The sequence below is a fragment of the Rhodococcus sp. Q1 genome (assembly GCF_004153645.1).
GTDB classification, from domain to species: domain Bacteria; phylum Actinomycetota; class Actinomycetes; order Mycobacteriales; family Mycobacteriaceae; genus Rhodococcus; species Rhodococcus gordoniae.
In genome coordinates this window covers 1-26,788 of sequence record NZ_SDMJ01000013.1, presented here as the reverse complement: position 1 = coordinate 26,788, position 26,788 = coordinate 1, and the positions used below count along the sequence as shown (strand labels likewise).

21 protein-coding genes and 3 pseudogenes are annotated in these 26,788 nt (G+C 65.6%); 22 read left to right on the top strand and 2 right to left on the bottom strand.

The window, feature by feature from the left end:
- The first annotated feature begins 636 nt into the window (after positions 1 to 636).
- From EQ874_RS21855 to EQ874_RS21810, 10 genes are read left to right on the top strand one after another with little or no spacing between them, the layout of a single operon-like run.
- Complete coding sequence (locus EQ874_RS21855) at positions 637 to 1,518, top strand: CoA transferase (protein WP_129978168.1); 882 nt, start codon at positions 637 to 639, stop codon at positions 1,516 to 1,518.
- On the top strand, positions 1,515 to 2,690 hold the full coding sequence (locus tag EQ874_RS21850) for a thiolase family protein (protein WP_129978167.1): 1,176 nt from the start codon (positions 1,515 to 1,517) through the stop codon (positions 2,688 to 2,690). Before EQ874_RS21855 ends, EQ874_RS21850 begins: the two co-directional genes overlap by 4 nt.
- Positions 2,691 to 2,697: 7 nt before the next feature.
- Positions 2,698 to 4,365, top strand: coding sequence for a long-chain-fatty-acid--CoA ligase (locus EQ874_RS21845; RefSeq protein WP_129978166.1), 1,668 nt, complete (start codon positions 2,698 to 2,700; stop codon positions 4,363 to 4,365).
- Complete coding sequence (locus tag EQ874_RS21840; protein WP_129978165.1) at positions 4,362 to 5,150, top strand: enoyl-CoA hydratase-related protein; 789 nt, start codon at positions 4,362 to 4,364, stop codon at positions 5,148 to 5,150. Before EQ874_RS21845 ends, EQ874_RS21840 begins: the two co-directional genes overlap by 4 nt.
- 8 nt (positions 5,151 to 5,158) lie before the next feature.
- Entirely contained in the window at positions 5,159 to 6,319 is a 1,161-nt protein-coding gene (locus tag EQ874_RS21835) for an acyl-CoA dehydrogenase family protein (protein ID WP_129978164.1), read from the top strand.
- 38 nt (positions 6,320 to 6,357) lie between these two features.
- On the top strand, positions 6,358 to 7,116 hold the full coding sequence (locus EQ874_RS21830) for a 3-hydroxyacyl-CoA dehydrogenase (RefSeq protein ID WP_129978163.1): 759 nt from the start codon (positions 6,358 to 6,360) through the stop codon (positions 7,114 to 7,116).
- Positions 7,113 to 7,607 (top strand): MaoC/PaaZ C-terminal domain-containing protein, encoded by a 495-nt coding sequence (locus EQ874_RS21825; protein ID WP_129978162.1) that lies wholly within the window; start codon positions 7,113 to 7,115, stop codon positions 7,605 to 7,607. Before EQ874_RS21830 ends, EQ874_RS21825 begins: the two co-directional genes overlap by 4 nt.
- A 24-nt stretch (positions 7,608 to 7,631) precedes the next feature.
- Complete coding sequence (locus tag EQ874_RS21820; protein ID WP_129978161.1) at positions 7,632 to 8,786, top strand: acetyl-CoA C-acetyltransferase; 1,155 nt, start codon at positions 7,632 to 7,634, stop codon at positions 8,784 to 8,786.
- Between the two features lie 4 nt (positions 8,787 to 8,790).
- Entirely contained in the window at positions 8,791 to 9,552 is a 762-nt protein-coding gene (locus tag EQ874_RS21815; RefSeq protein WP_129978160.1) for an enoyl-CoA hydratase, read from the top strand.
- Between the two features lie 28 nt (positions 9,553 to 9,580).
- Positions 9,581 to 11,116, top strand: coding sequence for a long-chain-fatty-acid--CoA ligase (locus tag EQ874_RS21810; RefSeq protein ID WP_129978159.1), 1,536 nt, complete (start codon positions 9,581 to 9,583; stop codon positions 11,114 to 11,116).
- 146 nt (positions 11,117 to 11,262) lie between these two features.
- Here EQ874_RS21810 and EQ874_RS21805 read toward each other — a convergent pair.
- Positions 11,263 to 11,436: pseudogene (locus EQ874_RS21805) on the bottom strand (AMP-binding protein); the annotation flags it as partial.
- Positions 11,437 to 11,848: 412 nt separating this feature from the next.
- Between EQ874_RS21805 and EQ874_RS21795 the strand changes: the two are divergent.
- The 10 genes from EQ874_RS21795 (at position 11,849) to EQ874_RS21750 (ending at position 23,722) form a co-directional block, all read left to right on the top strand.
- A complete protein-coding gene (locus tag EQ874_RS21795) occupies positions 11,849 to 13,510 on the top strand; it encodes an AMP-binding protein (RefSeq protein ID WP_129978157.1) in 1,662 nt (553 codons plus the stop codon).
- Positions 13,507 to 14,553, top strand: coding sequence for a phosphate acyltransferase (locus tag EQ874_RS21790; protein WP_129978156.1), 1,047 nt, complete (start codon positions 13,507 to 13,509; stop codon positions 14,551 to 14,553). The genes EQ874_RS21795 and EQ874_RS21790 overlap by 4 nt, the downstream gene beginning before the upstream one ends.
- On the top strand, positions 14,550 to 15,911 hold the full coding sequence (locus tag EQ874_RS21785; protein ID WP_129978155.1) for an acyclic terpene utilization AtuA family protein: 1,362 nt from the start codon (positions 14,550 to 14,552) through the stop codon (positions 15,909 to 15,911). Before EQ874_RS21790 ends, EQ874_RS21785 begins: the two co-directional genes overlap by 4 nt.
- Positions 15,908 to 16,213, top strand: coding sequence for a hypothetical protein (locus EQ874_RS21780; protein WP_129978154.1), 306 nt, complete (start codon positions 15,908 to 15,910; stop codon positions 16,211 to 16,213). The genes EQ874_RS21785 and EQ874_RS21780 overlap by 4 nt, the downstream gene beginning before the upstream one ends.
- Before the next feature lie 103 nt (positions 16,214 to 16,316).
- A complete protein-coding gene (locus tag EQ874_RS21775; protein ID WP_129978153.1) occupies positions 16,317 to 16,910 on the top strand; it encodes a TetR family transcriptional regulator in 594 nt (197 codons plus the stop codon).
- A 65-nt stretch (positions 16,911 to 16,975) separates the two neighbouring features.
- Entirely contained in the window at positions 16,976 to 18,577 is a 1,602-nt protein-coding gene (locus EQ874_RS21770) for a carboxyl transferase domain-containing protein (protein WP_129978152.1), read from the top strand.
- A 5-nt stretch (positions 18,578 to 18,582) separates the two neighbouring features.
- Positions 18,583 to 20,601, top strand: a complete 2,019-nt coding sequence (locus EQ874_RS21765) for a biotin carboxylase N-terminal domain-containing protein (protein WP_129978151.1) — start codon at positions 18,583 to 18,585, stop codon at positions 20,599 to 20,601.
- A 48-nt stretch (positions 20,602 to 20,649) separates the two neighbouring features.
- Positions 20,650 to 21,801, top strand: a complete 1,152-nt coding sequence (locus tag EQ874_RS21760; protein WP_129978150.1) for an acyl-CoA dehydrogenase family protein — start codon at positions 20,650 to 20,652, stop codon at positions 21,799 to 21,801.
- Positions 21,802 to 21,810: 9 nt separating this feature from the next.
- Positions 21,811 to 22,605, top strand: a complete 795-nt coding sequence (locus tag EQ874_RS21755; protein WP_129978149.1) for an enoyl-CoA hydratase/isomerase family protein — start codon at positions 21,811 to 21,813, stop codon at positions 22,603 to 22,605.
- A 115-nt stretch (positions 22,606 to 22,720) separates the two neighbouring features.
- Positions 22,721 to 23,722 (top strand): IS481 family transposase, encoded by a 1,002-nt coding sequence (locus EQ874_RS21750; protein ID WP_129978148.1) that lies wholly within the window; start codon positions 22,721 to 22,723, stop codon positions 23,720 to 23,722.
- A gap of 511 nt (positions 23,723 to 24,233) precedes the next feature.
- Here EQ874_RS21750 and EQ874_RS21740 read toward each other — a convergent pair.
- Positions 24,234 to 25,185: pseudogene (locus tag EQ874_RS21740) on the bottom strand (IS701 family transposase).
- Between the two features lie 106 nt (positions 25,186 to 25,291).
- On the opposite strand from EQ874_RS21740, the pseudogene EQ874_RS23065 reads away from it, so the two are divergent.
- Both EQ874_RS23065 and EQ874_RS23060 read left to right on the top strand, forming a co-directional pair.
- Positions 25,292 to 25,378: pseudogene (locus EQ874_RS23065) on the top strand (IS5/IS1182 family transposase); the annotation flags it as partial.
- A 260-nt stretch (positions 25,379 to 25,638) separates the two neighbouring features.
- Positions 25,639 to 26,280: an IS3 family transposase gene (locus tag EQ874_RS23060; protein WP_255163182.1), complete on the top strand. Its 642-nt coding sequence runs from the start codon at positions 25,639 to 25,641 to the stop codon at positions 26,278 to 26,280.
- Positions 26,281 to 26,788: the final 508 nt, after the last annotated feature.

The window sequence follows — 26,788 nt, the reverse complement described above, 5'->3', positions numbered from 1 at the left end:
CGCGCATCGCGACGGTCCACGTGGAGAACGTACGCGCCGGGGGATCGACCGCAATTCGCAGTCTCTACAGGAATATTGCCGCAGACTCCGTCGATATCGGGGTCGTGTCCATGACGACGAGTCCGATCGCCGGGATGCTGATTTCCCTGCACAAGGACGACCTCGACGGGCAACTCGGCTTCAGCATGCCGGTGCCCTTCGCGCTGCGGGGCGCGCGAGCTGACGGCGGCTCACGGTACGTCTCGCCGGATCGTCATCGGTCTCGGATGATCACGACTTCTGACACGCCGATCTCACCACGTTGGGGCTCGGCGCGAGCCGCTCCGGGCCCGGAGCGGACCGGTGTGTCTCCGTCCGATGTTGTCGCGCGAGTTGCACGACGCGTTCGAGCGAAGAGACCGGACATTACGCGGCTCTCGGGCTGTGCGCGGGGGTCGACGACGTCGAGCTGCCTTGCTCCGGTGTCACGTCGCGGGGCGCTCGGGTGCGGGTGCACTTCGGCGGTGGGCGGGTCGCGGAGTCGCCTGCCGGCCGCATCGGGTGTCCGGATCATGTGCGACGTCACCGAAAATTTCCGTCCACCCCTTTACATCCGAATAGTTAGCTGTACGCTCGTATAGCAGGAAGGAGTTATTCATGTCACATCACGGCCCTCTGCACGGTGTGCAGGTCGTGTCGCTCGCAATCAACTTGCCGGGACCCCTCGCTGTCGCACGGTTGCGAGCGCTGGGCGCCGCGGTGACCAAGATCGAGCCGCCGACCGGCGATCCGCTCCAAGCAGTGGTCCCGGCCTGGTACGCGGAACTCGCCGAGGGGCAGCGGGTGATGACTCTCGACCTCAAAGATCCGGGCGATCGGGCGGTGGCGGCACGCGAGCTGGCGAACGCCGACCTGCTGCTCACCGCCCAGCGCCCCTCGGCCTTGGTCAAGCTCGGCCTCAACGAGCTGACTGCGGCCAATCCGCATCTGTCGCACGTCGAGATCGTCGGACACGACGGGACCGCAGCAGAGCAACCCGGACACGATCTCACCTATCAGGCCGTACACGGCACACTGCAGCCGCCGACAATGCCGACCGTCCCGGTGGCCGACCTCCTCGGCGCCGAGCGTGCCGTGTCGGCCGCCCTTCTCTCCCTGCGAGTCGCCTCGGAAACCGGTGCGGGACAACACGAAAGAATCGTCCTCGAACAGGCGGCCGCTGATGCCGGCGCCGCTGTGCGGCACGGCCTGACCGGGGCAGGGGCGCCGCTCGGCGGCGCACATCCCGGTTACCGGATCTATTCCAGCGCCGACGGGTATGTCGCCCTGGCCGCGGTCGAGCCACACTTCTGGGCGCGTACCCGCGAGGGTCTCGGCGTCGAGGGCACCCACGAAGAACTCGAACGGACCTTTGTGTCCCGGCCGACGCGTGAGTGGGAAGAACTCGCGGAGCGTCTCGACATTCCCCTGATCGGAATCCGCAATCCGGCACAACGCAATTCAGTACAGCGAAACGTGGTACAAGGAGCCTTGCAATGACCATTCGTGACGCCGTGATCGTCGGCGCAGTCCGAACCCCGGTCGGTCGCCGCGGAGGGGTGCTCAGCGCATGGCACCCGGTGGATCTCCTCGGGCAGACGCTGCGGGAACTGGTGGACAGGACCGGCGTCGACCCTTCCGCGATCGAAGACGTCATCGCCGGATGCGTCATTCAGCACGACGTGCAGTCGGCAAACCTGGGACGGCACGCGGTCCTCGCCGCAGGCCTGCCCGAGTCGGTCCCTGCGGTGACGATCGACCGGCAGTGCGGTTCGGGTCAGCAAGCGGTCAGCTTCGCCGCGCAGGCGGTGATGGCCGGCTCGCACGACCTGGTGATCGCCTGCGGTGTCGAGTCGATGTCGCAGACGCCGATGCCGGCGGCATTCCTACCCGGCGCACCCCTCGGCCCGCAGTACAGCCCACGCGAACTCGACCGCTACGCCGGCGGACTGGTGGCGCAAGGTGCGGCGTCGGAGCTGATGAACCAGAAGTTCGACCTCAGCCGGGAAGCGTTGGACACCTTCAGTGCTCGCAGTCACGAGCGCGCGCATGCGGCGACCCGGGCCGGAAAGTTCCGCGACCAACTGGTGCCGATCACCGCCGATCCCGCCGACCCGAACGGGCCGACCATCGACGCCGACGAAGGCATCCGCGAACACATCGACCCGGCGAAGATGGCGAGCCTCAAAGCAGTCTTCGGCACCGACGGCCGGACCACCGCAGCCAACTCGTCACAGATCAGCGACGGCGCGGCCGCACTGCTGATCGCCGACCGCGAGTACGCCGAACGCAACGGCCTCACCCCACGGGCCCGGTTCCGGGCATTGTCGGTCGCCGCCGCCGACCCGATCGTCCAGTTCACCGCGATTCTCGAAGCCACCCGCAAGGCGCTGAGCCGCAGCGGGCTGACCGTCGAGGAGATCGACCTGTTCGAGGTCAACGAGGCGTTCGCCGGAGTGCCGCTGATGTTCGCGCAGGAGTTCGGCGTCCCCGACGACAAGCTCAACGTCAACGGCGGATCGGTCGCGATCGGGCACCCGCTGGGATCGACCGGGGCCCGCATGCTCACCGATCTGCTGTGCGAACTGGAACGCAGCGACAAGTCGCTCGGCCTGCAGACCATCTGTGAGGCCACCGGGACTGCGAACACCACCATCATCGAACGCATCTGAGGACGCCATGAGCCACGAGGTCGTGAAAGGCCTGCCCTCCACCCACGGTGATCACTATCAACTCAACACCACCACCATCATCCGGCACGCGGCACGTACCTATCCCGAACAGGAGATCGTGTACCGCACCGAGGGCGGCGGGTGGGATCGCTACACATACGCCGATGCATACGCGCGAATCCAGCGGTCCGCCAATGCGTTGCGCTCCCTCGGTGTCGGTCCCGCCGATGTCGTCGGAGTCCTCGACTGGAACAACAAGCGGCACTACGAACTCTACTGGGCCATCCCCGGCCTGGCCGCGGTGATGCTGCAGATGAACCTTCGCCTGGTGCCCGAGGATCTCGCGTACGTTACCGGGCACAGTGATGCATCGGTCGTACTCGTGGACGAGTCGCTGCTTCCGATCGCCGAGGCGTTGGCGCCGCACACACCGAACGTACGGACGTGGGTCGTCATGACCGACAAGCCGATGGCCGATATCACCACGACACTTCCCGATGCGGTGCACTGGGAGGATGTGCTCGTAGATGTCGAGCCGGAGATCGACTGGCCGGTCATCGACGAAACCTCCACCTACAGCGCGTGCTACACCACAGGTACTACGGGCAGGCCGAAAGGGATCTACTACTCCCATCGCGGTATCTGTCTGCATACCCTCGCCGAAGCCGTCGGACTGGGTATGAGCAGCGACGACGCGGTCATGCTCATCACACCGATGTTCCACGGCTCCAGCTGGGGGTTGCCGCAGGCTGCTACCTACAGTGCCGCGAAGATTGTGCTGCCCGGACGCTACGTCGCCGAGGACACCTCCGTCCTGGTGGACGCGATGATCGCGGAACAGGTCACCGTCGCGAACGGTGCGCCGGCCATCTTCCAGCCGATGATGAACCACATCAAGACACTTGCCGTCGCGCCGGACTTCTCCCGTACACGGCTGTTGTCCGGTGCCACCGAGCCGCCGCTGTCATTGATGCGCGACTTCCACGACATCACCGGGGCCGATGTCATCCACGCCTACGGCGCCACCGAGACAACTCCGCTGGTCGCAATAAACCGGGATCTGAAACCTTCGCTGCGTGGAGTGATCTCCGACGAACAGAAGTGGGATCTCAAGCGGAAGCAGGGTTTACCGGTCAACGGCATCGACATCCGGATCGTCGACGCCGACGGCAACAATCTGCCGCACGACGGCAAGAGCCAGGGCGAGATCCTGCTGCGGGGACCGTGGATCATCGAGAGCTATCACAAGCTCGACGACGACACCGACAAGTTCCTCGACGGGTACTGGCGTAGCGGCGATGCCGGCACCATCGACCCGAACGGCTACCTGAAGATCACCGACCGGATCAAGGACGTGGTCAAGTCGGGTGGCGAATGGATCTCCTCGATCGACATGGAGAACGCACTCGTCGCCCATCCGAAGATCGCCGAGGCGGCGGTCATCGGCGTCCCGCACCCGAAGTGGCAGGAGCGTCCGGTAGCACTCGTCGTGACGACCGACGGGCAGGAACTCCCGCTGGAGGAGATCCACGAATTGCTCGCCGGGGCATTCGCCACATGGCAACTGCCCGAAACCGTCCTCTATCAGGACCGACTGCCCCGCACCAGCGTCGGCAAGCTCGACAAGAAGACCATGCGCGCTGCGCACGCCACCATCTACGAGGACGCCCGATGAACCCTGACAACGCCCCGCTGCGCGCGACCCGCGACGGCCACCTCCTGATCCTCGAGATCAACCGGCCCAAGGCTCGCAACAGCCTGAACGAAGCAGTGCTGACCGCCTTGAACACCGAACTCGCGGCGGCTCGGCACGACGACGACATCCGTGCCATCGTGCTCACCGGCGCCGACGGGATCTTCTGCGCCGGAGCCGATATCACCAATTTCGATGCCATTCGCGACCAGCCGCTACTCGGCGACCGAGCCGCGCTCGGTGGCACCATCTGGGCCGACCTGGGCCGGTTCCCCAAGCCGATCATTGCTGCGGTCGAGGGACTCGCACTGGGCGGCGGCTGCGAGTTGGCACTCGCCTGTGACATCGTCATCGCCGGCGAATCCGCCAAATTCGGCGTCCCGGAAGTCAAGCTCGGCGTGATTCCCGGCGGCGGCGGAACCCAACGGTTGGTGCAGGCTGTCGGCAAGTCCAAGGCAATGGCCCTGCTGCTCACCGGCGACTTCCTGCCTGCACAGCAGGCGTGCGTCGCCGGCATCGTCGCCGAAACGGTCCCGGACGGCACCACCCTCGACGCGGCGGTCGCTATGGCGCAGCGGATCGCCGCCAACTCGCCGCTCGCGGTGGGTCTGGCCAAGGACGCTGCCCTCCAAGCCCTGGAAACTTCTCTGACGCAGGGCCTGGAGCACGAGAAGCGCAACTTTCACGTTGCCCTGCAATCTACGGACAGCCGTGAGGGGCAGGCCGCCTTCCTGGCCAAGCGCGCTCCCGAATTCACTGGAAAGTAGAGCCGATCATGAGTGAACTGTTTCCCGACTACCGCTCCCCGTGGGAGACCGACGATCAGGCGCTGTTGCGTAAGCACGCTGCCGAGTTCTTCCGTAAGGAAGCGACCCCGAACCAAGAACGCTGGGCCCGCCAACATCAGGTCGACCGCGAGTTCTGGACCAAGGCCGGTGCCGCGGGACTGCTGTGCCTCGACATCGCCGAGGAGTACGGCGGCGGGGGCGGCAACTTCGGTCACGAGGCGATCGTCCAGCAGGAAATCGCGTACGCCCACGACACCGCGTTCGGGTTCTCCGTGCACTCGACGATCGTCGCGCACTACATCGCCGCCTACGCCACCGAAGAGCAGAAGAAGCGCTGGCTGCCCCGGTGTGCGAGCGGCGAGAGCGTCCTGGCGATCGCGATGACCGAACCCGGGACCGGCTCGGACCTGCAGGCAGTGCGGACCACCGCGGTGCGCGACGGCGACCACTACGTGATCAACGGGTCCAAGACGTTCATCTCGAACGCGTCGCACTGCGATCTGCTTGTCATCGTCGCCAAAACGGACCCGACGCAAGGTTCCAAGGGCATCTCGCTACTGGTCGCGGAGACGGAAAACCTTCCCGGGTTCGAGCGCGGACGGGTGCTGGACAAGATCGGCCAGCACGGCCAGGACACCCGCGAGTTGTCGTTCACCGATATGCGGGTGCCGGCAGAGAACCTGCTCGGCGGCACCGAGGGCCAGGGTTTCTACCAGCTGATGAATCAGCTGCAGCGTGAGCGGCTGATCCTCGGCGTCGGCGCTGTCGCGGTGGCCGAGGCCGCAGTGGCCGAGACGATCCGCTATGCCAAGGAGCGCCAGGCTTTCGGCAAGCCGATCATGGACTTCCAGAATACGAAATTCGTTCTTGCCGAGTGCAAGACCGAGGTCCTGGCAGGCAAGGCGCTGATGGACCACTGCATCCAGCAGTATGTCGACGGCAACCTCGATGCGGCGACCGCGTCGATGGCCAAGCTGTGGGGCAGCGACAAGCAGTGCGAGATCGTAGATCGCTGCCTGCAGATCTTCGGCGGCTACGGCTACATGATGGAGTACCCCATCGCGCAGATGTACGCGGCGTCCCGCGTGCAGAAGATCTACGGCGGCACCAACGAGATCATGAAGGAACTGATCTCCCGCACGCTCTGAAACTACTGTTCGACAAATCTTCCCGACAGGAGAATCACATGCAGATCGCAGGAACCACCGCACTCGTCACCGGCGGAGCCTCCGGGCTCGGACTGGCCACCGTCACCGCCCTGGCCAAGTCCGGCGCGCGGGTGGTCGTCATCGACCTGCCCACGCAGAACACCGATGCGCTGACCGCTCTCGGCGACGCAGTGCAGTTCGCACCCGCCGACGTCACCGACGAGGCGGCGGTCACCGAAGCTGTGGCCCTGGCCAACAGCGAGCAGTCCCTGCGGATCGTGGTGAATTGCGCGGGTACCGGCAACGCCATCAAGACCGTCGGCAAGAACGGACCGTTCCCGCTGGCCGACTTCGAGAAGATCATCAACATCAATCTGGTCGGCACCTTCAACGTCATCCGACTTGCCGCGCACGCGATGTCGCAGAACGAGCCCGTCGACGGCGAACGTGGCGTGATCGTCAACACCGCATCGGTTGCCGCCTTCGACGGCCAGATCGGGCAGGCCGCCTACACGGCGTCCAAGGCCGGAATCGTCGGCGCCACGCTCCCCATTGCGCGTGACCTCGCGTCCCTGCTGATCCGGGTCGACACCATCGCACCGGGCATGTTCCTGACTCCGATGGTCAACCTGCTGCCCGAGGCCGCTCTGGACTCGCTCGGTAAGCAGGTTCCGCATCCGAGCCGGCTCGGCGACCCCTCCGAGTTCGCTCAGTTGGTCGAGGCGATCGTGACCAACCCGATGCTCAACGGCGAAACCATCCGCCTCGACGGCGCCGTGCGAATGGCACCCCGGTGACAGTCGCCGACGCGACCCACCTCGGCCGTGCGGATCATCTGAAGTACGCAGAGGACCTGACCATCGGTCATGACTTCAGCCTGGGCTCACACACGGTGACGGAGGCGGAACTCGTCGACTTCGCCACCCGGTGGGACCGTCAGTGGTTTCACATCGACAAGCAGGCGGCCGGACACGGCCCGTTCGGTGGCCTGATAGCCAGCGGACTCCACACCCTGGCCATCCTGCAGCGGCTGACGGTCGAGTCTGCGGGCCGGCACTGGGCGACGATCGCCGGCCGCGGCATTCGGGATGTGCGGTTCCGCAGTCCGGTGCGGCCGGGCGACGTGCTCACCGGCAACGTTGTCATCTCTGACATCGTGTTCGACAACCGGGGACGGGCCCTCGTCACCACCGACTGCAGAGTGGTCAACGGCGAAGGCCAGGTGGTGCTGACCGTTCTGATCGATGCCTACCTGCACGCACGCAGATTTCAGTCCTCCACCACCTGAGCATATTCGAATGCGGAGTCATCCATGTCAGAGGCATACATCATCGACGCGGCACGCACCCCGGTCGGCCGCCGCCGCGGCGCACTGTCCACCGCGCACCCGATAGACCTGGCGTCCCATGTGATCGGAGCACTCGTCGAACGTCACGATTTCGACCCCGCATCGGTCGACGACGTGATTCTCGGCTGCCTGGACAATATCGGGCCGCAGGCCGGCGATATCGCCCGCACCGCAGCGCTCGCTGCGGGTCTGCCCGAGACAGTGCCGGGCGTGACCATCGACCGGCAGTGCGGGTCTTCGCAGCAGGCTGTGCATTTCGCCGCGCAGGCCGTGATGAGCGGCACCGCCGACCTCATCGTCGCGGGCGGGGTGCAGAACATGAGCCAGATTCCGCTGATGTCCTCGGTGACCGTGGCCGAGGCGTTCGGCGTGCCCGACCCCTACTCGGGATCGAAGAGGTGGCAGGCCCGCTACGGCGACGAGACGATCTCGCAGTTCCACGGTGCCGAGATGATCGCCGAAAAGTGGGGCATCGAGCGGGAGGCAATGGAGCAGTACGCCCTCGAGAGTCATCGTCGGGCGCTGCAGGCAATCGCCGACGGACGCTTCGTCGCCGAGATCGTCCCCTACGAACAGATGACAACCGACGAGGGTCCGCGCGCCGACACCACACCGGACAAGATGGCTGCGCTGCCGAGCCTCACACCGGGAGGGCGGTTGAGCGCTGCGGTCGCCAGCCAGATCTCGGACGGCGCGTCGGGCATGCTCATCGCCTCTGCCGAGGCGGTGCGCCGCCACGATCTGGTTCCGCGGGCCCGTATCCATCACCTGACCGTGCTCGGCGCCGACCCGATCATGATGCTCACCGCGCCGATTCCCGCCACCGAGCGGGCACTCGAACGGACCGGCATGCGCATCGACGACATGGACGTGTTCGAGGTCAACGAGGCGTTCGCCCCCGTCGTCATGGCGTGGTTGCAGGAGACCGGCGCCGACCCGGAACGGGTGAACCCCAACGGCGGCGCCATCGCCCTCGGTCATCCGATCGGCGCCACCGGCACCCGACTGATGACCACCATGCTGCACGAACTCGAACGCACCGGCGGACGCTACGGGTTGCAGACCATGTGTGAGGGCGGCGGACAAGCCAACGTCACCATCATCGAACGGCTCGGTTGATCCGATGCCCTCGACTGCCATCCGAACCGCCCTCACCGGCCGCGTTCTTCACATCACGATCGACCGGCCCGCGCGCATGAACGCCCTCGGCGTCGACGACCTGGGCGCGCTCGACACCGCGATCGGTGGGGCCGAAGCAGCCGGTGCGCGGGTGATCGTGCTGACCGGTGCGGGAAGAGCGTTCTGTACGGGAGCAGATCTGACCGCGGTTCGGGGCGAGGCTCCCGAGGTGATGATGGATGCTGCGAACCGGGTGATCCGCGCCATCGTGTCCTCCCCGGTCCCTGTCGTCGCCGCGGTCAACGGTCCGGCGGTCGGGTACGGGGTGGCGCTCGCGTGCGCCGCAGACCTCACCTACGCCGCCGAAAGCGCGTACTTTCTGTTGTCGTTCACCAGCATCGGGTTGATGCCCGACGGCGGTGCGACCGCGCTCCTCGCCGCGGCGATCGGCCGGGCCCGGGCTACCGAATCGGCGCTGCTCGGGCAGCGGCTTTCCGCCACCGACGCTGCCCGGGCCGGCCTGGTGGCCCGGACCCTGCCGGATGACCGGCTCGCAGCTCACGTCGAGGCCGTCGCCGAGAGGTTGGGAGCCGGGCGGCGTCGAGCCCTGGAATTGACCAGACGGGCGCTCGCCGCGACCACCCTGGGCCACCTCGATGACGCCTTCGAGCGTGAACGAGCCGGACAGATCGAACTCTTCACCACACCGGATTTCGCCGAGGGCGTCGAAGCCGTCCTCACCAAACGACGCCCCACGTTTTCCTGACATCACTCGCCGACCAGAGGAGAGAATCATGGCAACCCTTGGTGGACAATTGACCCTGAATGCGCGTCGTCACCCGGACCGGCCCGCGTTGATCTTCGAGGGGGTCGAGCGCAGTTACGAGCAGCTCGACCGGGAGGTCAACCAGTACGCGAACGCGTTGCTGTCCCTCGGGGTGCGCAGGGGTGACCGGGTGGCGGTGCTGTCGCCGAACTCCGATCGTTTCATCCTGGCGATGTACGGCGCCTTCAAGGTCGGCGCAATCGTCTCTCCGTTCAACCCGCGGGCAACGGCCCGGGAGTTGACATACCTGCTGGAGGACTCGGGCGCGTCGGTGCTGCTGTTCGGTGGCGATACCGTCACGGCGGTGCGGGGGCTGGCCATGTTGGAGCAGACACCTGCTGCTCAGGCGCTCTCGCTGGACGGCGCAGACGGCTTCGACGATGTCGTCCGGCTGGCGTCCACCATGCCGCACGATGACCCGCAGGTGGAGGTGCGCGAAGACGACGACTGCATGATCATCTACACCTCCGGCACCACCGGGAAACCGAAGGGTGCGCTCTTCGATCACCACAGGTTGCTGTGGGTCGGTCACGCGGTGTCCGCGATCGGCGTCAATTCCTTCGACCGTCACCTGCACGTGGCTCCGATGTACCACTGCGCCGAACTGGTGCTGTTCGTGCTCAGCGGCTTCTCGATGGGCACCACTCACGTCGTGCTGCCGGCATTCGAACCCGCCGCGGTCCTCGATGCTCTGGAGCGTCACCGGATCACGGTCTTCCTCGGTGTTCCCACCATGTATCAGATGATGTTGACGGTCCCCGACATCGCGCGGCGCGACCTGTCGCACTGGCGCCTCGGCTTCTTCGGGGCGGCACCGATGCCGCCGACTGCAGTCACGGCTCTTCTGGCAACCTTCCCGGGCGTCGGCTTCTTCCAGCTGTGCGGGCCGACGGAGGGTGGTCCCACCGGCATCTACTCCACACCCGAGGAGGTCGCTGCTCGTCCCGATGCGACAGGGAGGTGGCCGATCACGAATGCGGAGGTCCGGCTGGTCGACCTGGACGGCAATGATGTCCAGGAAGGGGTGGCCGGCGAGATTCTCCTGCGCGGCGAGACTGTCATGAAGGGGTATTGGAACAAGCCCGAGGCTACCGCCGAGGCCATCCGGGACGGATGGCTGCACACCGGCGACCTCGCCGTCCGCGACGCCGATGGTTTCATCACCATCGTCGACCGCCTCAAGGACATGATTATCACCGGTGGGCGCAACGTCTACTCGATCGAGGTCGAGAACGCTCTCGCCGGCCACCCGGACGTCCAGGACGTTGCCGTTGTCGGCCTGAATCACGACACATTCGGGGAGACCATCGTCGCGATCGTGACGCCGGTTGCCGGTCGTGACGTGACCCTCGATGGGTTGCGAACGTACGCAAGCGAATACATTGCGGACTACAAGCTCCCCCGCGAACTGATCATCCGCGACATCCCCCGCAATCCGTCCGGCAAGATCCTCAAGCACGTTCTCCGCAGTGAGATTCGGGACGACTCCGCGCAACGCGCGTAGACCGGCGGACGACTCCGGCACATTCGAATTCCCGGGAACCTGCCCAGGAACATGGACCGTGTTGCGGAGGGGGAGCTGTGCCTCCGGCGAGGAACCCGCTCGCCGTTCTCGGCAGGGGTTCGGTTCGGCCGCAGGGCTGTGGCTCACCGTCCGGCGTCGACCGCTTCCGCGGTCTTGTCCGGGTTGTTCCAGTACCTGAGCATCACCGAGTGCCCCGGATGCACAGTTCCCCCGGTCTGCCCCCATGTAACGGTCGATCTCGTTGCCGGACAGACGATCGTGACCTCGAGGTGCGGTCCGAGGCGGCCGACGGTGGAGACCAGCCACCGACCGTGCGCTCGCCCGGCGCCATCTTGTCTGACCCTGGTCTCGGGCGCGGTAGTTGGCGATCAACGACTGTCTCGAACACCTCCGCGGCATCGCGTCAGGACTCCGCAGACTCGACCACTACATCTTTGCGGTCACTGATCCACTTCGGTCGGCTTCGGGATCGAATCAACGCGCCTGCAATCCGGAAGTCGCGAACTCGGTTGTGGAAGAGTCGATTTCGATTCGACACAGGAGGCAAGCTCCGGTGGTTCGTGCGTACGCTGAACTAGTCGGGAGACAGGTCTGCAGCCTCGTGAGCCGCCCGCGGCGATCCTTACCGAAGTGCCCATTGACGTCTCTATCGACCGATAGTAGATTTTTCGACCAGCGGTCGAACAGCGACTGTCGACGAAGGAGAGCGGCTTGAACACCCCCATGTATGAGCGCGATCACGAGACCCTGACGGACCGCCTTATCGCGGCGCGAGAGCTCCATCCCGAGCGAGAAGCCTTGGTTTGTTATCAGAACGAGGGCAAGCAGGTTCGACGGCTCACCTACGACCAGCTCTACGTCCGCGCCATGGAGATCGCCAGGGGTCTGAGCGCGCGGGGTATCGAGCATGGGGACCACGTCGTGGTGTGGCTGCCGAACAGCATCGAGTGGGCGTTGTTCCAGCAGGCCACCGCGATGCTCGGCGCAGTCCTGGTGCCGGCGAACTCCTTCTACAAGAAGTCCGAGTTCGAGTATCTCCTGGAGCAGTCGGACGCCGTGGCGCTCGTCTACACGCCCCGGTTCCTCGATCTCGACTACGAGCAGACCCTGCAGAGCCTGATGCCCGAGCTTGCCGAGGATGCTGCCGAAGGTGGATTCCAGAAGTTCCCGAAGCTTCGCGCCGTGCTGTGCCTCGGAGACCCGTCCTTGGCCGGTGCCGAGACACTCGGTGAGCTGGTGGATGCCGGGCGAGCTGTCAGCGAGGATGCGGTTCTCGAGTCGGCCAGGCGGGTCAAGCCCTCCGACACGCTCATGATCATGTACACCTCGGGCACCACGGGAGCCCCGAAGGGCTGCGTGCTGTCCCACGCGAACCTGCTGGAGAACGCGTGGCACTTCGGCGAGGCGATGGACCTCGACGACCACAGCAGATACCTCATGCCAGTTCCGTTCTTCCACAACGGCGGCTCCGTGCTCGGTCTGCTGTGTGCCCTGCAGAAGGGCTCCACGCTGATCTCGATGGACCGCTTCATCCCCACCTTGGCGCTACAGATACTGGCCGACGAACGCGCCACGCACATGGGTGGTGTCCCCACCATCTACATCACGTTGCTGCACGATGCGACCCTGCCGACATGGGATCTGAGTGCGTTGAGGATGGGGTTCATGGCCGGAGCGCCGTGCCCGGTGGATACCTGCAAGGCCGTCGAGGAGGCCTTCGGGTTGACGGTGATTGTCGGGCTCGGCATGACCGAGAGCTCGCCCGTGATCACGATCTCCACCAAAGACGACCCATTCGTGCAGCGCGTCTCCTCGGTAGGGCGCCCCACGGGGTGCGAAGTCAAGGTCATCGACCCGTACTCCCAGCTGGAGGTGGAGCCTGGTGTCGATGGCGAGCTCTGCACTCGAGGGCCCAACGTCATGCAGGGCTACTACCGGATGCCGGAGGCGACGGCGAACGCGATCGACCAGGACGGGTGGCTGCATACCGGGGACATGGTCCGATTGGACGAAGACGGCTACTACTACGTCACCGGCCGTTTGAAGGATCTCTACATCGTCGGCGGAGAGAACGTCGCGCCGGCCGAAGTGGAGGCGGTGATGCGCACGCACCCCGCGGTGGAGGACGCGTCGCTGGTCGGCGTCCCTGATGAGAAGTACGGGGAGGTAGGCCTTGCGGTGATCAAACTGAAGCAGGGCTCCGTGGCGACAGAGTCGGAGTTGATCGCGCATTCTCGTAGGAGTCTGGCGAGCTACAAGGTGCCTCGTTACGTTCAGTTCGTTCCCGAATTCCCGCTGACCCCGGCGGGCAAGATCAAGAAGTTCGTGCTCCGGGACCAGTACATCGATGAACTCAGGATCACCGGACAGTGACCGAAGCCAAGGTCTGTCCACGCGAGCAGGCTCCCGCATGGAGAGACGTCAAGAACGTGTCGTCGTCGGCTCGCGTGCTCTTCCTCGAGGGCGAGGACCCGCGCATGGTGCGGGCCGCCGTCGCTGCGGGACAGGCGGGGATGTGTCGACCGGTCTTGTGGGGGCCCGAGGCGCAACTGAAGGACACTGCCCGTGCCCTCGGCCTGGACATCAGCTCGGTCGAGTTGCTCGACGTGAACGCCGACCTGCTGCGCGACCTCCAGCACGACGCGTGCGGCAACCCGAGCCACGTCGCTGAAGATCCCGAATTCGTGACGAGCCGTGCCTATGCCGGCGCCATGCTCGTCGAGTCCGGATGGGTCGACGCGGCCGTGGGTGGCGCTCGGGCGAGCAGTGCGGACATACTCCGCGCCGCGATGACGTGCATCGGACTCGCGCCGGACAGGAGCACCGTCAGCGGGGCGATCTTCCTGGACACCCAGCGATCGGACATCGGTTCGTCGGGGACTCTCGCGTTCGCTGACGCCGTGGTCACGCCGTTGCCGACAGTGGAGCAACTCGTGGACATCGCGGCGGCCACCGCGAAGTCGTGGCGGTCTCTGATGCTGACCCAACCGCGGATCGCCTTTCTCTCCTTCTCCACCAAGGGCAGCTCCGGCTCCCGGCACGTGGACCGGGTCAGGGAAGCAGTTCGTCTGTTCCGACAGAAGTATCCCGACGAGCTCGTCGACGGTGAACTGCAGTTCGATGCGGCGGTGTCCAGCAGTGTTGCGGCCCGAAAGTCCGTGACAGGGACCGTCGCAGGCTCAGCGAACATCCTGGTGTTCCCGAGTCTCGATTCGGCCAACATCGCCTACAAGGTCGCCGAACAGTTCGGGCAGGCCCACGCGCGGGCGATTCTGCAGGGGCTCGGAAAGCCGTTCGCGGACGTCTCCCGCGGCTGCACCGTGGACGACATCGTGAGCACGGTGGGAATGCTGCTGTACGACGCACTGCACACGCGAGAAATCGACATGCCACAACAAAGAGGAGCCATGAAGTGAAGACGGTGAAGGTCGCGAACGGTCAAGCTTTCTGGGGAGACAGCCCCTCGGCGCCCATCGCTCAGGTCAGAGGCGGTGACATCGACTATCTGACCCTCGACTACCTGGCAGAGATCACGATGTCGGTGCTGCGGAAGCAGGCGGAGCGGGATCCCGATGCGGGGTACGCCAAAGACTTCGTCGTGCTGATGAAAGAGATCATGCGCGAGTGTCTCGAACGAGACATCAAGGTGGTCGCCAACGCCGGCGGGATCAACCCGGAGGCCTGTGCCCGGGCACTGCTGGCCGTGGCCGAGGAACAGGGAATCACCGGCCTCCGGGTCGGCATCGTCACCGGCGACGACATCATGGGGCAGCTGGACGACCTGCGTGAGCGCGGGGTGTCGCTGCAGAACATGGAGAGCGGCGCGGAGTTCGACACCGTCGGAGACCGGGTGGCCAGCGCAAACGTGTATCTGGGGGCCGAGCCGATCGCTCGTGCTCTCGCCGAGGGCGCCAACGTCGTGATCACCGGACGATGCACCGACCCCGGGTTGGTGCTGGGACCTCTCGTGCACGAGTTCGGTTGGCAGTGGGACGACTGGGATCGGCTCAGTGCGGGCACCATCGCCGGCCACATCATCGAGTGCGGAGCGCAGGCCAGTGGCGGGAACTTCCAGGGCGGCTGGGAACAGATGTCCGACCTGGCGCACGTCGGCTACCCGATCATCGAGGCCGGTGCGGACGGCACTTTCGTCGTTACCAAGCACCCCGGCACCGGTGGAGCGGTCACGACCGCGACCGTGACGGAGCAGCTGCTGTACGAACTCGGTGACCCGGCGGAGTACCTCTCGCCGGATGTCACCGCGGACTTCACGAGCATCCGACTGCGAGAGGTCGGCAAGGACCGCATCGAGGTGTCCGGGGCACAAGGCCGCCCGCCGACGGAGTCGCTGAAGGTGTCGATGGCCTACCCGGACGGATTCCGTGGCTCCGCGATGATCACGTGGGCCTGGCCGCAGGCGATCGCCAAGGCGGAGCTGGCGGACTCTATCCTCCGGACCCGCTTGGACGAGCTCGGCCTGTCCTTTCGCCAGATCCGCACCGACCTCGTCGGCTACAACTCCGTGCACGGCCGGCTGACGCCGCCGTCATCGGACCCGTCGGAGGTCGTCCTGCGGGTCTCGGTGTGGGCGGACGACGCGCAGACCGTGAACCGGTTCGCAGCGGAAATCGCTCCCTTGGTAATGGGTCCGCCCGGATTCACCGGGCTGCTCGCCGGCGGCCGGGTCCAGCCCAGCCGGGTGATGGCCTACTGGCCGACCCTGATCCCCAAGACCGTTGTCGAACCGATCGTCACCATCAAGGAGCGGATATGAGACTCATCGACATTGCACACGCCAAGTCCGGCGACAAGGGCGATTCCGTCAACATCGGACTCATCGCCAGAGACCCTTCGCACTACGAGTGGATCGAACGAGTGGTGACCGCAGAGCGCGTGGCGGAACACTTCGAAGGTATCTGCCTGGGGGAGGTTCGCCGCTATGAGCTGCCGAACCTCGGCGCGCTCAACTTCATCCTGGATTCGGCTCTCGCAGGTGGGGGCACGTCCTCGCTGCGGGTGGACGCTCAGGGCAAAGCCATGGGCGAGGCGCTGCTGCTCATGGAAATCGATGCCTGATCGGAGCCGCGCGCACGTGGTGGCGGGGTGTCCTCGATGCTGGTTCGGGACTGTGTCCAGGCGGGAAGGCCGCCTGCGGTCGCCATGAGAACGAGGGCATGACATGAGCGAGGATGCAAGTGGGGAACGCAAGGCGCTGCGACAGGCCCGGCGTCGTACGGAGATTCTGGCTGCGGCTGCAGAGGAGTTCGCCGCCGTCGGCTACCACGAGGCGAGCCTGCGGCGCATCGGTGAAAGGGTCGGTCTTTCCAAGGCCAGCCTCTACTACTACGTGTCGTCCAAGAGCGAGCTCCTGGCGGAGCTGCTCGCGGAGGAGACCGAGTCCCAGCCCATCGAGGTCGAGCAAGGCGAACCTGCGGAACGGTTGCGTACGTTCGTCCACACGCACCTGGACCGCGTGCTCAACACGGTGGCGGGCCGGTCGTTGGCCGAGAACAGCGCAGTGCTGATGTCCAAGTCCGCCGAACCCAGCCTGATCGAGGCGCGGCGCAACTACGAGGTCGTCCTGATGTCGATCCTGCAGGCCGGCATCGACTCGGGCCAGTTCAGAGACGTGCCACTGCGTCCCGCGGTCAAGTTCATCTTCGGCGGCCTCAATTCGCTACCGCAGTGGTACGAGTCCGACGGCAACCTTCCCCTCGACCGAATGGTCGACCAGATCATGGCGATCCTGCTGGACGGTTTCCTCGCCGAGTAGCCGCTGTCGCGCTGGGCATTCTCGGCGATTCACGCGACACGAACGAAGCAGAAATGAGATCGAAAATGATGCACGTACTTCCGGATAGCGTGGATTCCTCCACGAGCGCCTTTCAGCAGAACCAAGAGCACTTGCTCGACAAGTTGGCGGAGGTCGACGAGGTTCTTGCTGCCACGCTCGCGGGTGGCGGTGAGAAGTCCATCGCCCGGCATCGTGCGCGCGGGAAAATGCTTGCCCGCGAACGCATCGAGCTCCTGCTCGACGAGGACACGGCGTTCCTGGAACTGATGCCCTTCGCGGGCTGGCACAGCCAGTTCACCGTCGGGGCCAGCGTGGTGACGGGAATCGGGGTGGTCGAGGGCATCGAGGTGATGATCATCGCCCACGACCCGACCGTGCGTGGCGGCACCCTGAACCCGTACAGCTTCAAGAAGACTTCCCGGGCGATGGAGATCGCGAAGGAGAATCGGCTGCCGATCGTCACGCTCGTGGAGTCGGGGGGCGCGGACCTTCCCACCCAGGCGGAAGTGGCCATTCCAGGCGGCCGGATGTTCCGCGATCTGACCACTCATTCCGCGGAAGGACTGCCCACGATCGCGCTGGTCTTCGGCAACGCCACCGCTGGCGGCGCCTACATGCCGGGCATGTCCGACTACGTGGTCATGGTGCGAGAGCAGTCCAAGGTCTTCCTCGCCGGCCCACCCCTGGTGAAGATGGCCACCGGAGAAGAGTCCGATGACGAGTCCTTGGGCGGAGCGGAGATGCATGCCCGCACCTCGGGGTTGGCCGATTATCTCGCCGAGGACGAGATGGGCGCGATCCGCATCGGCAGGGAGATCGTGCGGCGGTTGAACTGGCGCAAGCTGGGGCCGGGACCGAGTGAACCGGCCGACGAGCCGCTCTACTCCGCAGACCAGCTGCTGGGCATCCCGTCGTACGACCCCAAGGTGCCGTTCGACCCGCGAGACGTGCTCTCCCGAATCGTCGACGGGTCCAGATTCGATGAGTTCAAGCCGCTGTACGGGACTTCTCTGGTGACGGGCTGGGCGTCCATCCACGGCTACCCGGTCGGCGTGCTCGCGAACGCTCGCGGGGTGCTGCTCAACGAGGAAGCCGAGAAGGCTACCCAGTTCATCCAACTCGCCAATCAGATCGACACCCCGCTGCTGTTCCTGCAGAACACGACGGGCTACATGGTCGGCGAGTCCTACGAGCAGCGAGGGATCATCAAAGACGGCGCCAAGATGATCAACGCGGTCGCCAACAGTCGCGTGCCGCATCTCACCGTGAACATCGGTGTCTCCTACGGGGCAGGCAATTACGGCATGTGCGGGCGCGCCTTCGGGCCCCGGTTCCTCTTCTCCTGGGCTCAATCCAAGACCGCGGTCATGGGGCCCCAGCAGTTGGCGGGCGTGATGTCGATCGTCGCCCAGCAGTCGGCTGTCGCCAAGGGCCTTCCGTACGACGAGCAGTCGAACGCGGAGATGCGTGAGTCGGTGCAGGCTCAGATCGAGCGTGAGGAGACCGCCCTGGCCAACAGCTCGAGGGTGTACGACGATGCGATCATCGATCCGCGCGACTCACGCACCGTCCTCGGTATCTGTCTTTCCGTCGTCCATAACACCGATATTCGTGGTCAGCGTGGCTACGGCGTCTTCAGGATGTGAGCGCAATGAATTCCATCAACCTGCTGCTGGTCGCCAACCGCGGCGAGATCGCCCGCCGGATCTTCCGCACCTGCCGTGAGATGGGCATCGCCACGGCCGCCGTCTACTCCGACGCCGACGCCGATGCCCTCCACGTCGCGGAGGCGGACGTGGCAGTGCGTCTGCCCGGCGTCACACCGGGGGAGACCTACCTCGACCCCGATCTCCTCGTGGCTGCGGCCCTCGCCGTGGGCGCGGATGCCGTGCACCCTGGCTACGGGTTCCTCTCCGAGAACGCCGTCTTCGCCCGTGCCTGCGCCGACAACCAGCTCACGTTCGTCGGACCTCCGCCCGAAGCGATCGAGGCAATGGGATCCAAACTCACCGCGAAGGCGATCATGGCCGACGCCGGTGTCCCGACCCTGCCGTGGGCGGACGTCTCCGACCTCGACGAGGACACGCTGCACAAGGTCGCGGAGGACATCGGCTACCCGTTGTTGGTCAAGGCATCGTCCGGTGGAGGCGGACGCGGCATGCGCCAAGTGCGCGACGAGCACGCCCTGGCCGAAGCGGTCGCCGGGGCCAAACGAGAGGCCGAGGCCTCATTCAGCGACGCGACCGTGTTCCTCGAGCGGTTGGTCCTCCGGCCTCGCCACGTCGAGGTCCAGGTGCTCGCCGACTCCCACGGCGGCGTGGTCGCACTGTTCGAACGCGACTGCTCGATCCAACGTCGCTATCAGAAGATCATCGAGGAGAGCCCCTCGCCCGCGGTCGATGATGCGCTGCGCGAGGAGATGTGCAGCGCTGCGGTAGCAGCCGCCCGAGCCGTCGGCTACGTCGGTGCGGGGACCGTCGAGTTCGTGATGGACCGCGATGGCCGCTACTACTTCCTGGAGATGAACACGCGCCTGCAGGTCGAACATCCCGTGACCGAGATGGTGACCGGCCTCGATCTGGTCCGCCAGCAACTGCTGGTCGCCATGGGAGAGACGCTTCCCGACGCGGTGACCTCGGCGGTCCTCAGCGGCCACGCCGTGGAGGCGAGGCTCTATGCCGAGAACCCGGCGCAGCAGTTCCTTCCTCAGATCGGGACGCTCGAGACGTTCGACTTCGACGAGGTCCCGGGAGTCCGGATCGACAGCGGTGTCCGGAGCGGGTCAACCGTCAGCCAGTACTACGACCCGATGGTGGCGAAGGTGATCTCCTGGGCGCCCACTCGTACCGAAGCGATCCGCAAGCTCGCCACGGTGCTGGCCGGCGCCCGCATCCACGGCCTGGTGACGAACCGGGACCTGCTGGTCCGGACGTTGCGTCATCCAGAGTTCCTGGCGGGCGAGACCGACACGGATTTCCTGGTCCGGCACGCGCCCGAAGAGCTGGGCAGGCCGTCGACCGACCCGTCGGCGATGACAGCGCACGCCGTGGTGGCAATCCTGGCGCTGCTGGCCCGGAAGCGGGCGCGCGCGACGGTACAGCAGAACATCCCCGCGGCCTGGCGGAACAACCGCTCGCAGATGCAGACGGTGACGTTCCGGACGGCCGACACGCAGTACACGGTCGACTACGTTCCGTGCGGTAGTGAGCTTGTCGCGCGGGTGAACGGCGAGAAGGTCCCCGCGGTGCGCATCTGCACGCTCGCCCCCGAACGAGTGGTCCTGGAGATCGACGGGGTCCGCACCGCGTTCCACGTCGCCATCTCGGGAGACGCCGACACGTCCTGTGTCGTCCATGTGGACAGCCGGTTCGGCTACAGCAGCCTGGTCCGCGAGCCACGGTTCAGTGCGCCGGTCACGGCCGAGGCTGCCGGCTCGCTCACGGCCCCCATGCCGGGCAACGTCGTACGCGTCCTGGTCGAGGCCGGGCAGGCGGTCGCCGCCGGACAGCCGCTGGTGGTACTCGAGGCCATGAAGATGGAGCACACCCTCGTCAGCCCCTACCCGGGTCTGGTCCGCGAGGTCACGGTCGACGAGGGCGCGGGAGTGCGCGACGGCCGGGTGCTCGTGATCCTGGAGCAGCAGGACGAACGAGCCGAGCCGTCTCGGTGAGGACGAATGTCGAGACCGTAGGAACGACTGTCACAAAGGAGACATCAGGTGGATTTTCGCGAAACTGAGGAGCATCTCGCACTGCGCGAGGCGGTCGGACGGCTGGGACGGTCGTTCGGGCACGAGTACTTCGTCGAAGCGTCGAGGTCCGGCACGAGCACCGAGCTGTGGCAGGCCGTGGGGAAGCACGGCTTCCTCGGGGTGAACCTGTCGGAGGAGTACGGCGGCGGAGGCGCCGGGATCTACGAACTGCAGATCGTGGCAGAGGAGTTGGCCGCCGCCGGCTGTCCGCTGCTCCTGCTGGTGGTCTCGCCTGCCATCTGCGGCTCCATCATCCAGACCTTCGGCACCGAGGATCAGCGGGCGCGCTGGCTTCGCGAGATCATCAGCGGCGAGTCGATCATGTCCTTCGCCATCACCGAGCCCGACGCGGGCTCGAACTCGCACAACCTGTCGACCACGGCCAGGCGTGAGGGCGGCGACTACGTGCTGCGTGGCACCAAGTACTACATCTCCGGTGTCGACGAAGCAGACAACATCCTCGTCGTGGCCCGAACCGGCACCGACGACGCCGGCCGGGGTCAGCTGAGCCTCATCGTGGTTCCGACGGATGCCACCGGCCTGACGAAGACCGAGATCTCCGTGGAGATGACCGCGCCGGAAAAGCAGTTCACGCTGTTCTTCGACGACGTCCGCGTGCCTGCGGACCACCTGATCGGCGTGGAGGGAGACGGCTTGCGTCAGGTCTTCCAGGGCCTCAACCCCGAACGCATCATGGGTGCCGCCGTCGGCAACGGCATCGCGCGCTACGCCCTGAAGAAGGCCGCCGACTATGCCCGTGAGCGGCAGGTGTGGGGGGTGCCCATCGGTTCTCACCAGGGCGTGGCCCACCCGCTCGCGAACGCGCGCATCAACGCAGATCTCGCGAGGTTGATGACCCAACGGGCCGCGTGGTTGCACGATCACAACGACCCGCTCGCCGGGGAGTCGGCGAATATGGCGAAGTACGCGGCTGCCGAGGCAGGGATCGCCGCTCTCGACCAGGCCATCCAGACGCACGGCGGCAATGGGCTCGCCACGGAGTACGGATTGGCCACCCTCTGGGGACCGATGCGACTCATGAGGACCGCGCCGATCAGCCGCGAAATGATCCTCAACTACGTTGCCCGGCACAGCCTTCAGCTGCCCAATTCCTACTGAGGAGCTCGCATGACACAGATCGACCCCCGGATCGACACGGCAGCGAACGAGGTCACCTACGAGGTGGTCAACGGGGTTGCCTGGGTGACACTCAACCGACCCGAGGCACGGAACGCTCTCAACGCAGCGACACGCGCCGGACTCTTCGAGGCCGTTCACCGCTTCAACGCGGACACGGAGGCCAAGGTCCTCGTGCTCACCGGCGCGGGCGATATCGCGTTCTGTGCGGGCGGTGACCTGAAGGAGATGGCGGACCACGGCGTCACCCTGCCGCCACGGGACTTCCTTCCGTACTTCGGTCGCACGATCACCGTCGACAAGCCGACGATCGCGGCGGTGAACGGCGTCGCCTACGCCGGCGGCTTCCTCCTGGCCCAGATGTGCGACCTGGTCGTCGCCGCAGACCATGCCCGCTTCGCGGTGACCGAGGTCAAGGTCGGCCGCGGGTCACCGTGGGCCGCTCCGCTGCCCTGGCTGATCCCCCCACGTGTTGCCATGCAGCTGCTAATGACAGGTGATCCCATCGACGCCGCACGGGCCCGCGAGATCGGTCTGGTCAACGAGGTCGTGCCGGCCGAGCGGCTGCGCGAGGCGACGCAGGAACTGGGCGAGCGGATCGCGAGCAACGCCCCGCTCTCCGTCGCCGCCTCCAAGGCTATGGTCTACGCGGCGGCCGATCTCGGCTGGCACGACGCTCTGGACAAGGCGGACCGGATCTGGCAACCGGTCTATCTCAGCGCCGACGCCCAGGAAGGGCCACGATCCTTCCGCGAGAAGCGCAAGCCGCGGTGGCAGGGGCGCTAGTTGTTGCGGGTCATGACGTTGTAGACACCACCAGGGGCTGACGAAGGCGGACGGGCCTTCCGACGGCAGGATGGGAAGTACCACCAACTCATCCGCCGATCGAAAGAACCCGTCCGTGCTCCACCGTAACGCCCCGCTGTCCGTCGAAGGTCGCCGTCCTCTCGTACAGCGCTGTCAGACTCGTCCGCTGTCCCATGTCGCCGCCGAGATGGGGATCTCCCGGGCCTGTGCCAGCAAATGGATGGCCCGCTACCGCGAACACGGTGAGCTCGGCCTGCTCGATCGGCCCAGCGTTCCGCACCACCAGCCCACGGCAACATCGGCCGAGACCGTGGCGCGGATCGAGACCCTGCGCCGGAGCCGCAAGTGGTCCGCAGCCCGCATCGCCCACGAGCTCGCCGCCGACGGCATCACCATCTCGGTACGCACCGTCAGCCGACACCTCGCTCACCTCGGCTTGAACCGGCGCAGGTTCCTCGACCCGAACGGCGAGAACAACCGCCGGCCACGCCGGATCATCGCCCGCTGGCCCGGGCACATGGTGCACGTCGACATCAAAAAAGTCGGCCGAATCCCCGACGGCGGTGGCTGGCGGGTCCACGGCAAGGGCTCGGATCAGGCCAAGAAAGTCGAGCGCGCCAAGGCCGCCGGGGCCCGCGCCGGCTACGTCTACCTGCACTCGGCGGTCGACGGGTTCTCCCGCCTCGCCTATACCGAGGCCCTGGCCGACGAGAAGGCCGCCACGGCAATCGGGTTCATGGACCGGGCGAGAGTGTTCTTCGCCGCTCACGGCATCGTGCACATCCATCGGGTGGTCACCGACAACGGGTCGTGTTACCGGGCGAAGGACTTCGCGAAGGTGCTCCATGGTGGCCGGCATCAGCGGATCACCCCGTATACGCCGCGTCACAACGGGAAGGTGGAGCGCTACAACCGGATTCTGGCCGAGGAGTTCCTCTACGCCCGCGTCTGGGTCAGCGAGCGGCAACGCGTCCGGGCGCTACAGGTGTGGAATGTGCACTACAACTATCATCGGCCGCATACTGCCGTCGGTAATCGGCCGCCTGCGAGCAAACTCCGGACCGGTGTCACCAACGTCATGGCCTCATACAGCTAGTCCTCTGGCTCTCGAGCCCGGATTCGAGGGAGCGCGTCGAGGTTGCGTTGGTCTGGGTCAGCTGCAGCGTGAACGGCTGATCCATTGCAGAACACGAATTCTTTCTCGCCGAGTGCAAGACCGACGTTCGGTCGGAAAGACGTTCATGGACCACTGCATCCAGCGGCACCTCGACGACGCTCTCGAGCGCGAGAGGGCTGGGCAGATCGAGCTTTTCGGCGCACCGGATTTCGTCGAGGGCGTCGACGTCGTCCTCACCAAACGACCCCCACATCTGCTTAGTACTGCAGCCGCAGTTTGTGATGTCTTCGAGCGTAGTGACATAGGCGTGCTCGGGCCTGGTGCATGCGCCGCCACAACGACCAACGCCAGATGTGTGCGGGCGAATGACGGACCGGGTCGACGATGCGGTTGAACAGTCGTCGGATCTCGTTGACAGAGAACGAAATCAGCAGTGCATGCCGCCCCTCGGGTGGTGGGCTCGGTGCGGCGGTGTCCGCTTCGGAACCGGTTACGCAGCCCCTTTTTCTGCGTCGCGGCGCAGGATCGTCAAGAAGGCGGCTGCGGCCATCGACAAGGTGATGTGGCGGTACCAGGCGGTGTAACCGCGGACCTGATAATGATCCAGGCCGGTCTCGTTCTTCGCGGTCTGGGAGCACTCCTCGATCGCCCAGCGGCTGCCCGCGACGCGGACGAGTTCGTCGAGCGTGGTGTCGGCGGCCCCGAAGCAGATGTAGTAGGCGATCTGCTCCGGGTCGGTCCGCGAGCGACGGGCCAAAAGCCAATGACCCCGGCCCCGTTCGCGCAGCGGGCGGATGTCGACGGTAGCCCAATCGTAGATCCGGGGACCATGCGCACCGTCGCCGCAACTCATCGGTTGCCAGACCGCCTCGTCGAGCTCGGCGATCACGCTGTGGGCGCGGCGGCGCTGCAGCCGCATCGTGACCACCATCTGCGACTTCGGTACCGCCAACACGTGTGCCATCCCGCGGGATTCGAGCCACAGGCGCAGCTGGCCGGCCTGCCCGTAGGCCTCGTCGGCGGTGACCCAGCCGAACGGGAGGCCGGCATCGAGCGCACGTTCGATCATCGACTGGGCCAGTTCGGGTTTCGTCGAAAACTCGATGCTGTCGTCGATGCCGGCGTCCCGGCACCGCTGCCGGTCCTCGGTCCAGGACTTGGGCAGATACAACTCCCGGTCGATCAACGCCCGACCCGCCGGCGAGGCGTACGCCAGGAACACCCCGACCTGCGAGTTCTCGATCCGCCCGGCAGTACCGGAGTACTGTCGAGCCACCCCGGCGGAGGTGCTGCCCTTCTTCAGAAAACCGGTCTCGTCGACGATCAACACCCCGGACGTAGGCCACCATTCGCCGCCGCGACTCCACCCGGGAGAACCGCGGCGCGAACCGGCCACAGAACGCCGCGAACCCCGACGACCACTGCTGCACCTGAACCTGCACCACACAAGATCAACTACCAGACCGGCTACCGGATCACAAACTGCGGCTGCAGTATTAGAGCATGTCTCTTATGGCCTAGATCGTTTGTGCGGCATAATGCACTGCCGTGGTCGATGCGTTGTCTTCCCGGCTGGTACCGGATGCGTTGTGGGAGGTCGTCGAACCGTTGCTGCCCGGATTCCGGGCGCGGCCGTAAGGCGGCGACCCCTTGGGCATCGGTGACGGCGACCGCGTGGGGACACCATGATGGGGTAGGAACCCCCGGTCCGCAGCACCCGGCGCAGCGTGCGGTCATTGGCAGGTCGTCAAGCTCGAGGATTCTCTGCGCTTCGGCAACGGCGAAATCGATGCATGCCACAGTGAATCGCCCCGGGTCTGTCGGAGGCTCTCGAACCTGTGAAGGATGGAAAGCATGGCAGCACCACGGAAGTACTGCGTTGAGCTGAAGGAAAGATCACCTGCGGTGATGGAGCCGAGACTCCGCGGCCGGCGGATCGGGTGCAGCGGCGGTTCGTCGCCGAGGCACCCAACACGTTGTGGGTAGCGGGCCCGACCTACATTCGTACGCATTCGGGCTGGGTGTACGCCGCGTTCGTACTCGACGTGTTCTCCCGGATGATCGTCGGCTGGCAGGTCTTGACGTCGATGCGCACCGATCTGACCCTCGATGCCCTGGATATGGGGTTGTGGGCGCGCCGACGAGCAGGGCAGGACGTGGCCGGGCTGATTCACCACAGCGACCGCGGAGTCCAGTATCGAGCGGTGTGCTACACCGAGCGTCTCGATGAGTGCGATGCGGTGTCTTCCGTTGGATCCAAGGGTGATTCGTATGACGACGCGATGGCAGAAGCGTTCAACTCCCTGTTCAAGGTCGAGTGCATTCGCAATCCTGTGATGCGCCCACATGGAGGATGGCGGAGTGTGGGAGATGTCGAGTGGGCGGCTGCCGAGTACATCGATTGGTTCAATCACCGCCGCCTGCACGGCGAGATCGACTACGTCCCGCCATCCGAGTATGAGGCCGCCTACTGGTCGAACCACGCAGCGTCCGACTACCGTGAGACCCCGATCCTCACTGAGGTCGGAACCAGATAACCGAGTCTCCGCCGAACCGGGGGCGATTCACTTCGTTGTTTCCGGAGAGCCCGGGCGGTCCTCGCCGGTTGGGTGCGGTGGTGGGGGTGCGGTGGGGTGCTGTTTTCGGCGTGTTTATGAAATATGTTGTGGCTCAATTTTTATCGTGAATCATGTTGTTGTGCAATATTTTATCAATGTAATGCGCATGTTGATTTTGTGATACCTGGTTATGTTATTGGTGTGTAACGGATTTAGTGGTTGTTTGTGTTCCTGCTCGGCTGGTGCTGTCTTGGGGTGTGGGTATGATGGGAGAATGATGTCGGGACGGGGAGTCAGCAGTGCGGCGGTGGTGTGTGCGACGCGCCCGGTCTGTCGATGCTCTCAGGTGTGGCATGTAAGGTGACGATGAAAAATATTGGTGCACATGAAATATTGATTTCTAGCGGAGCGCAGCGACGCAGGCGACGGCAACGTGACTGGACTCCCGTCGAGCCGCGTAGCGGCTCCCGAGCGGGGAGCGTAGCGA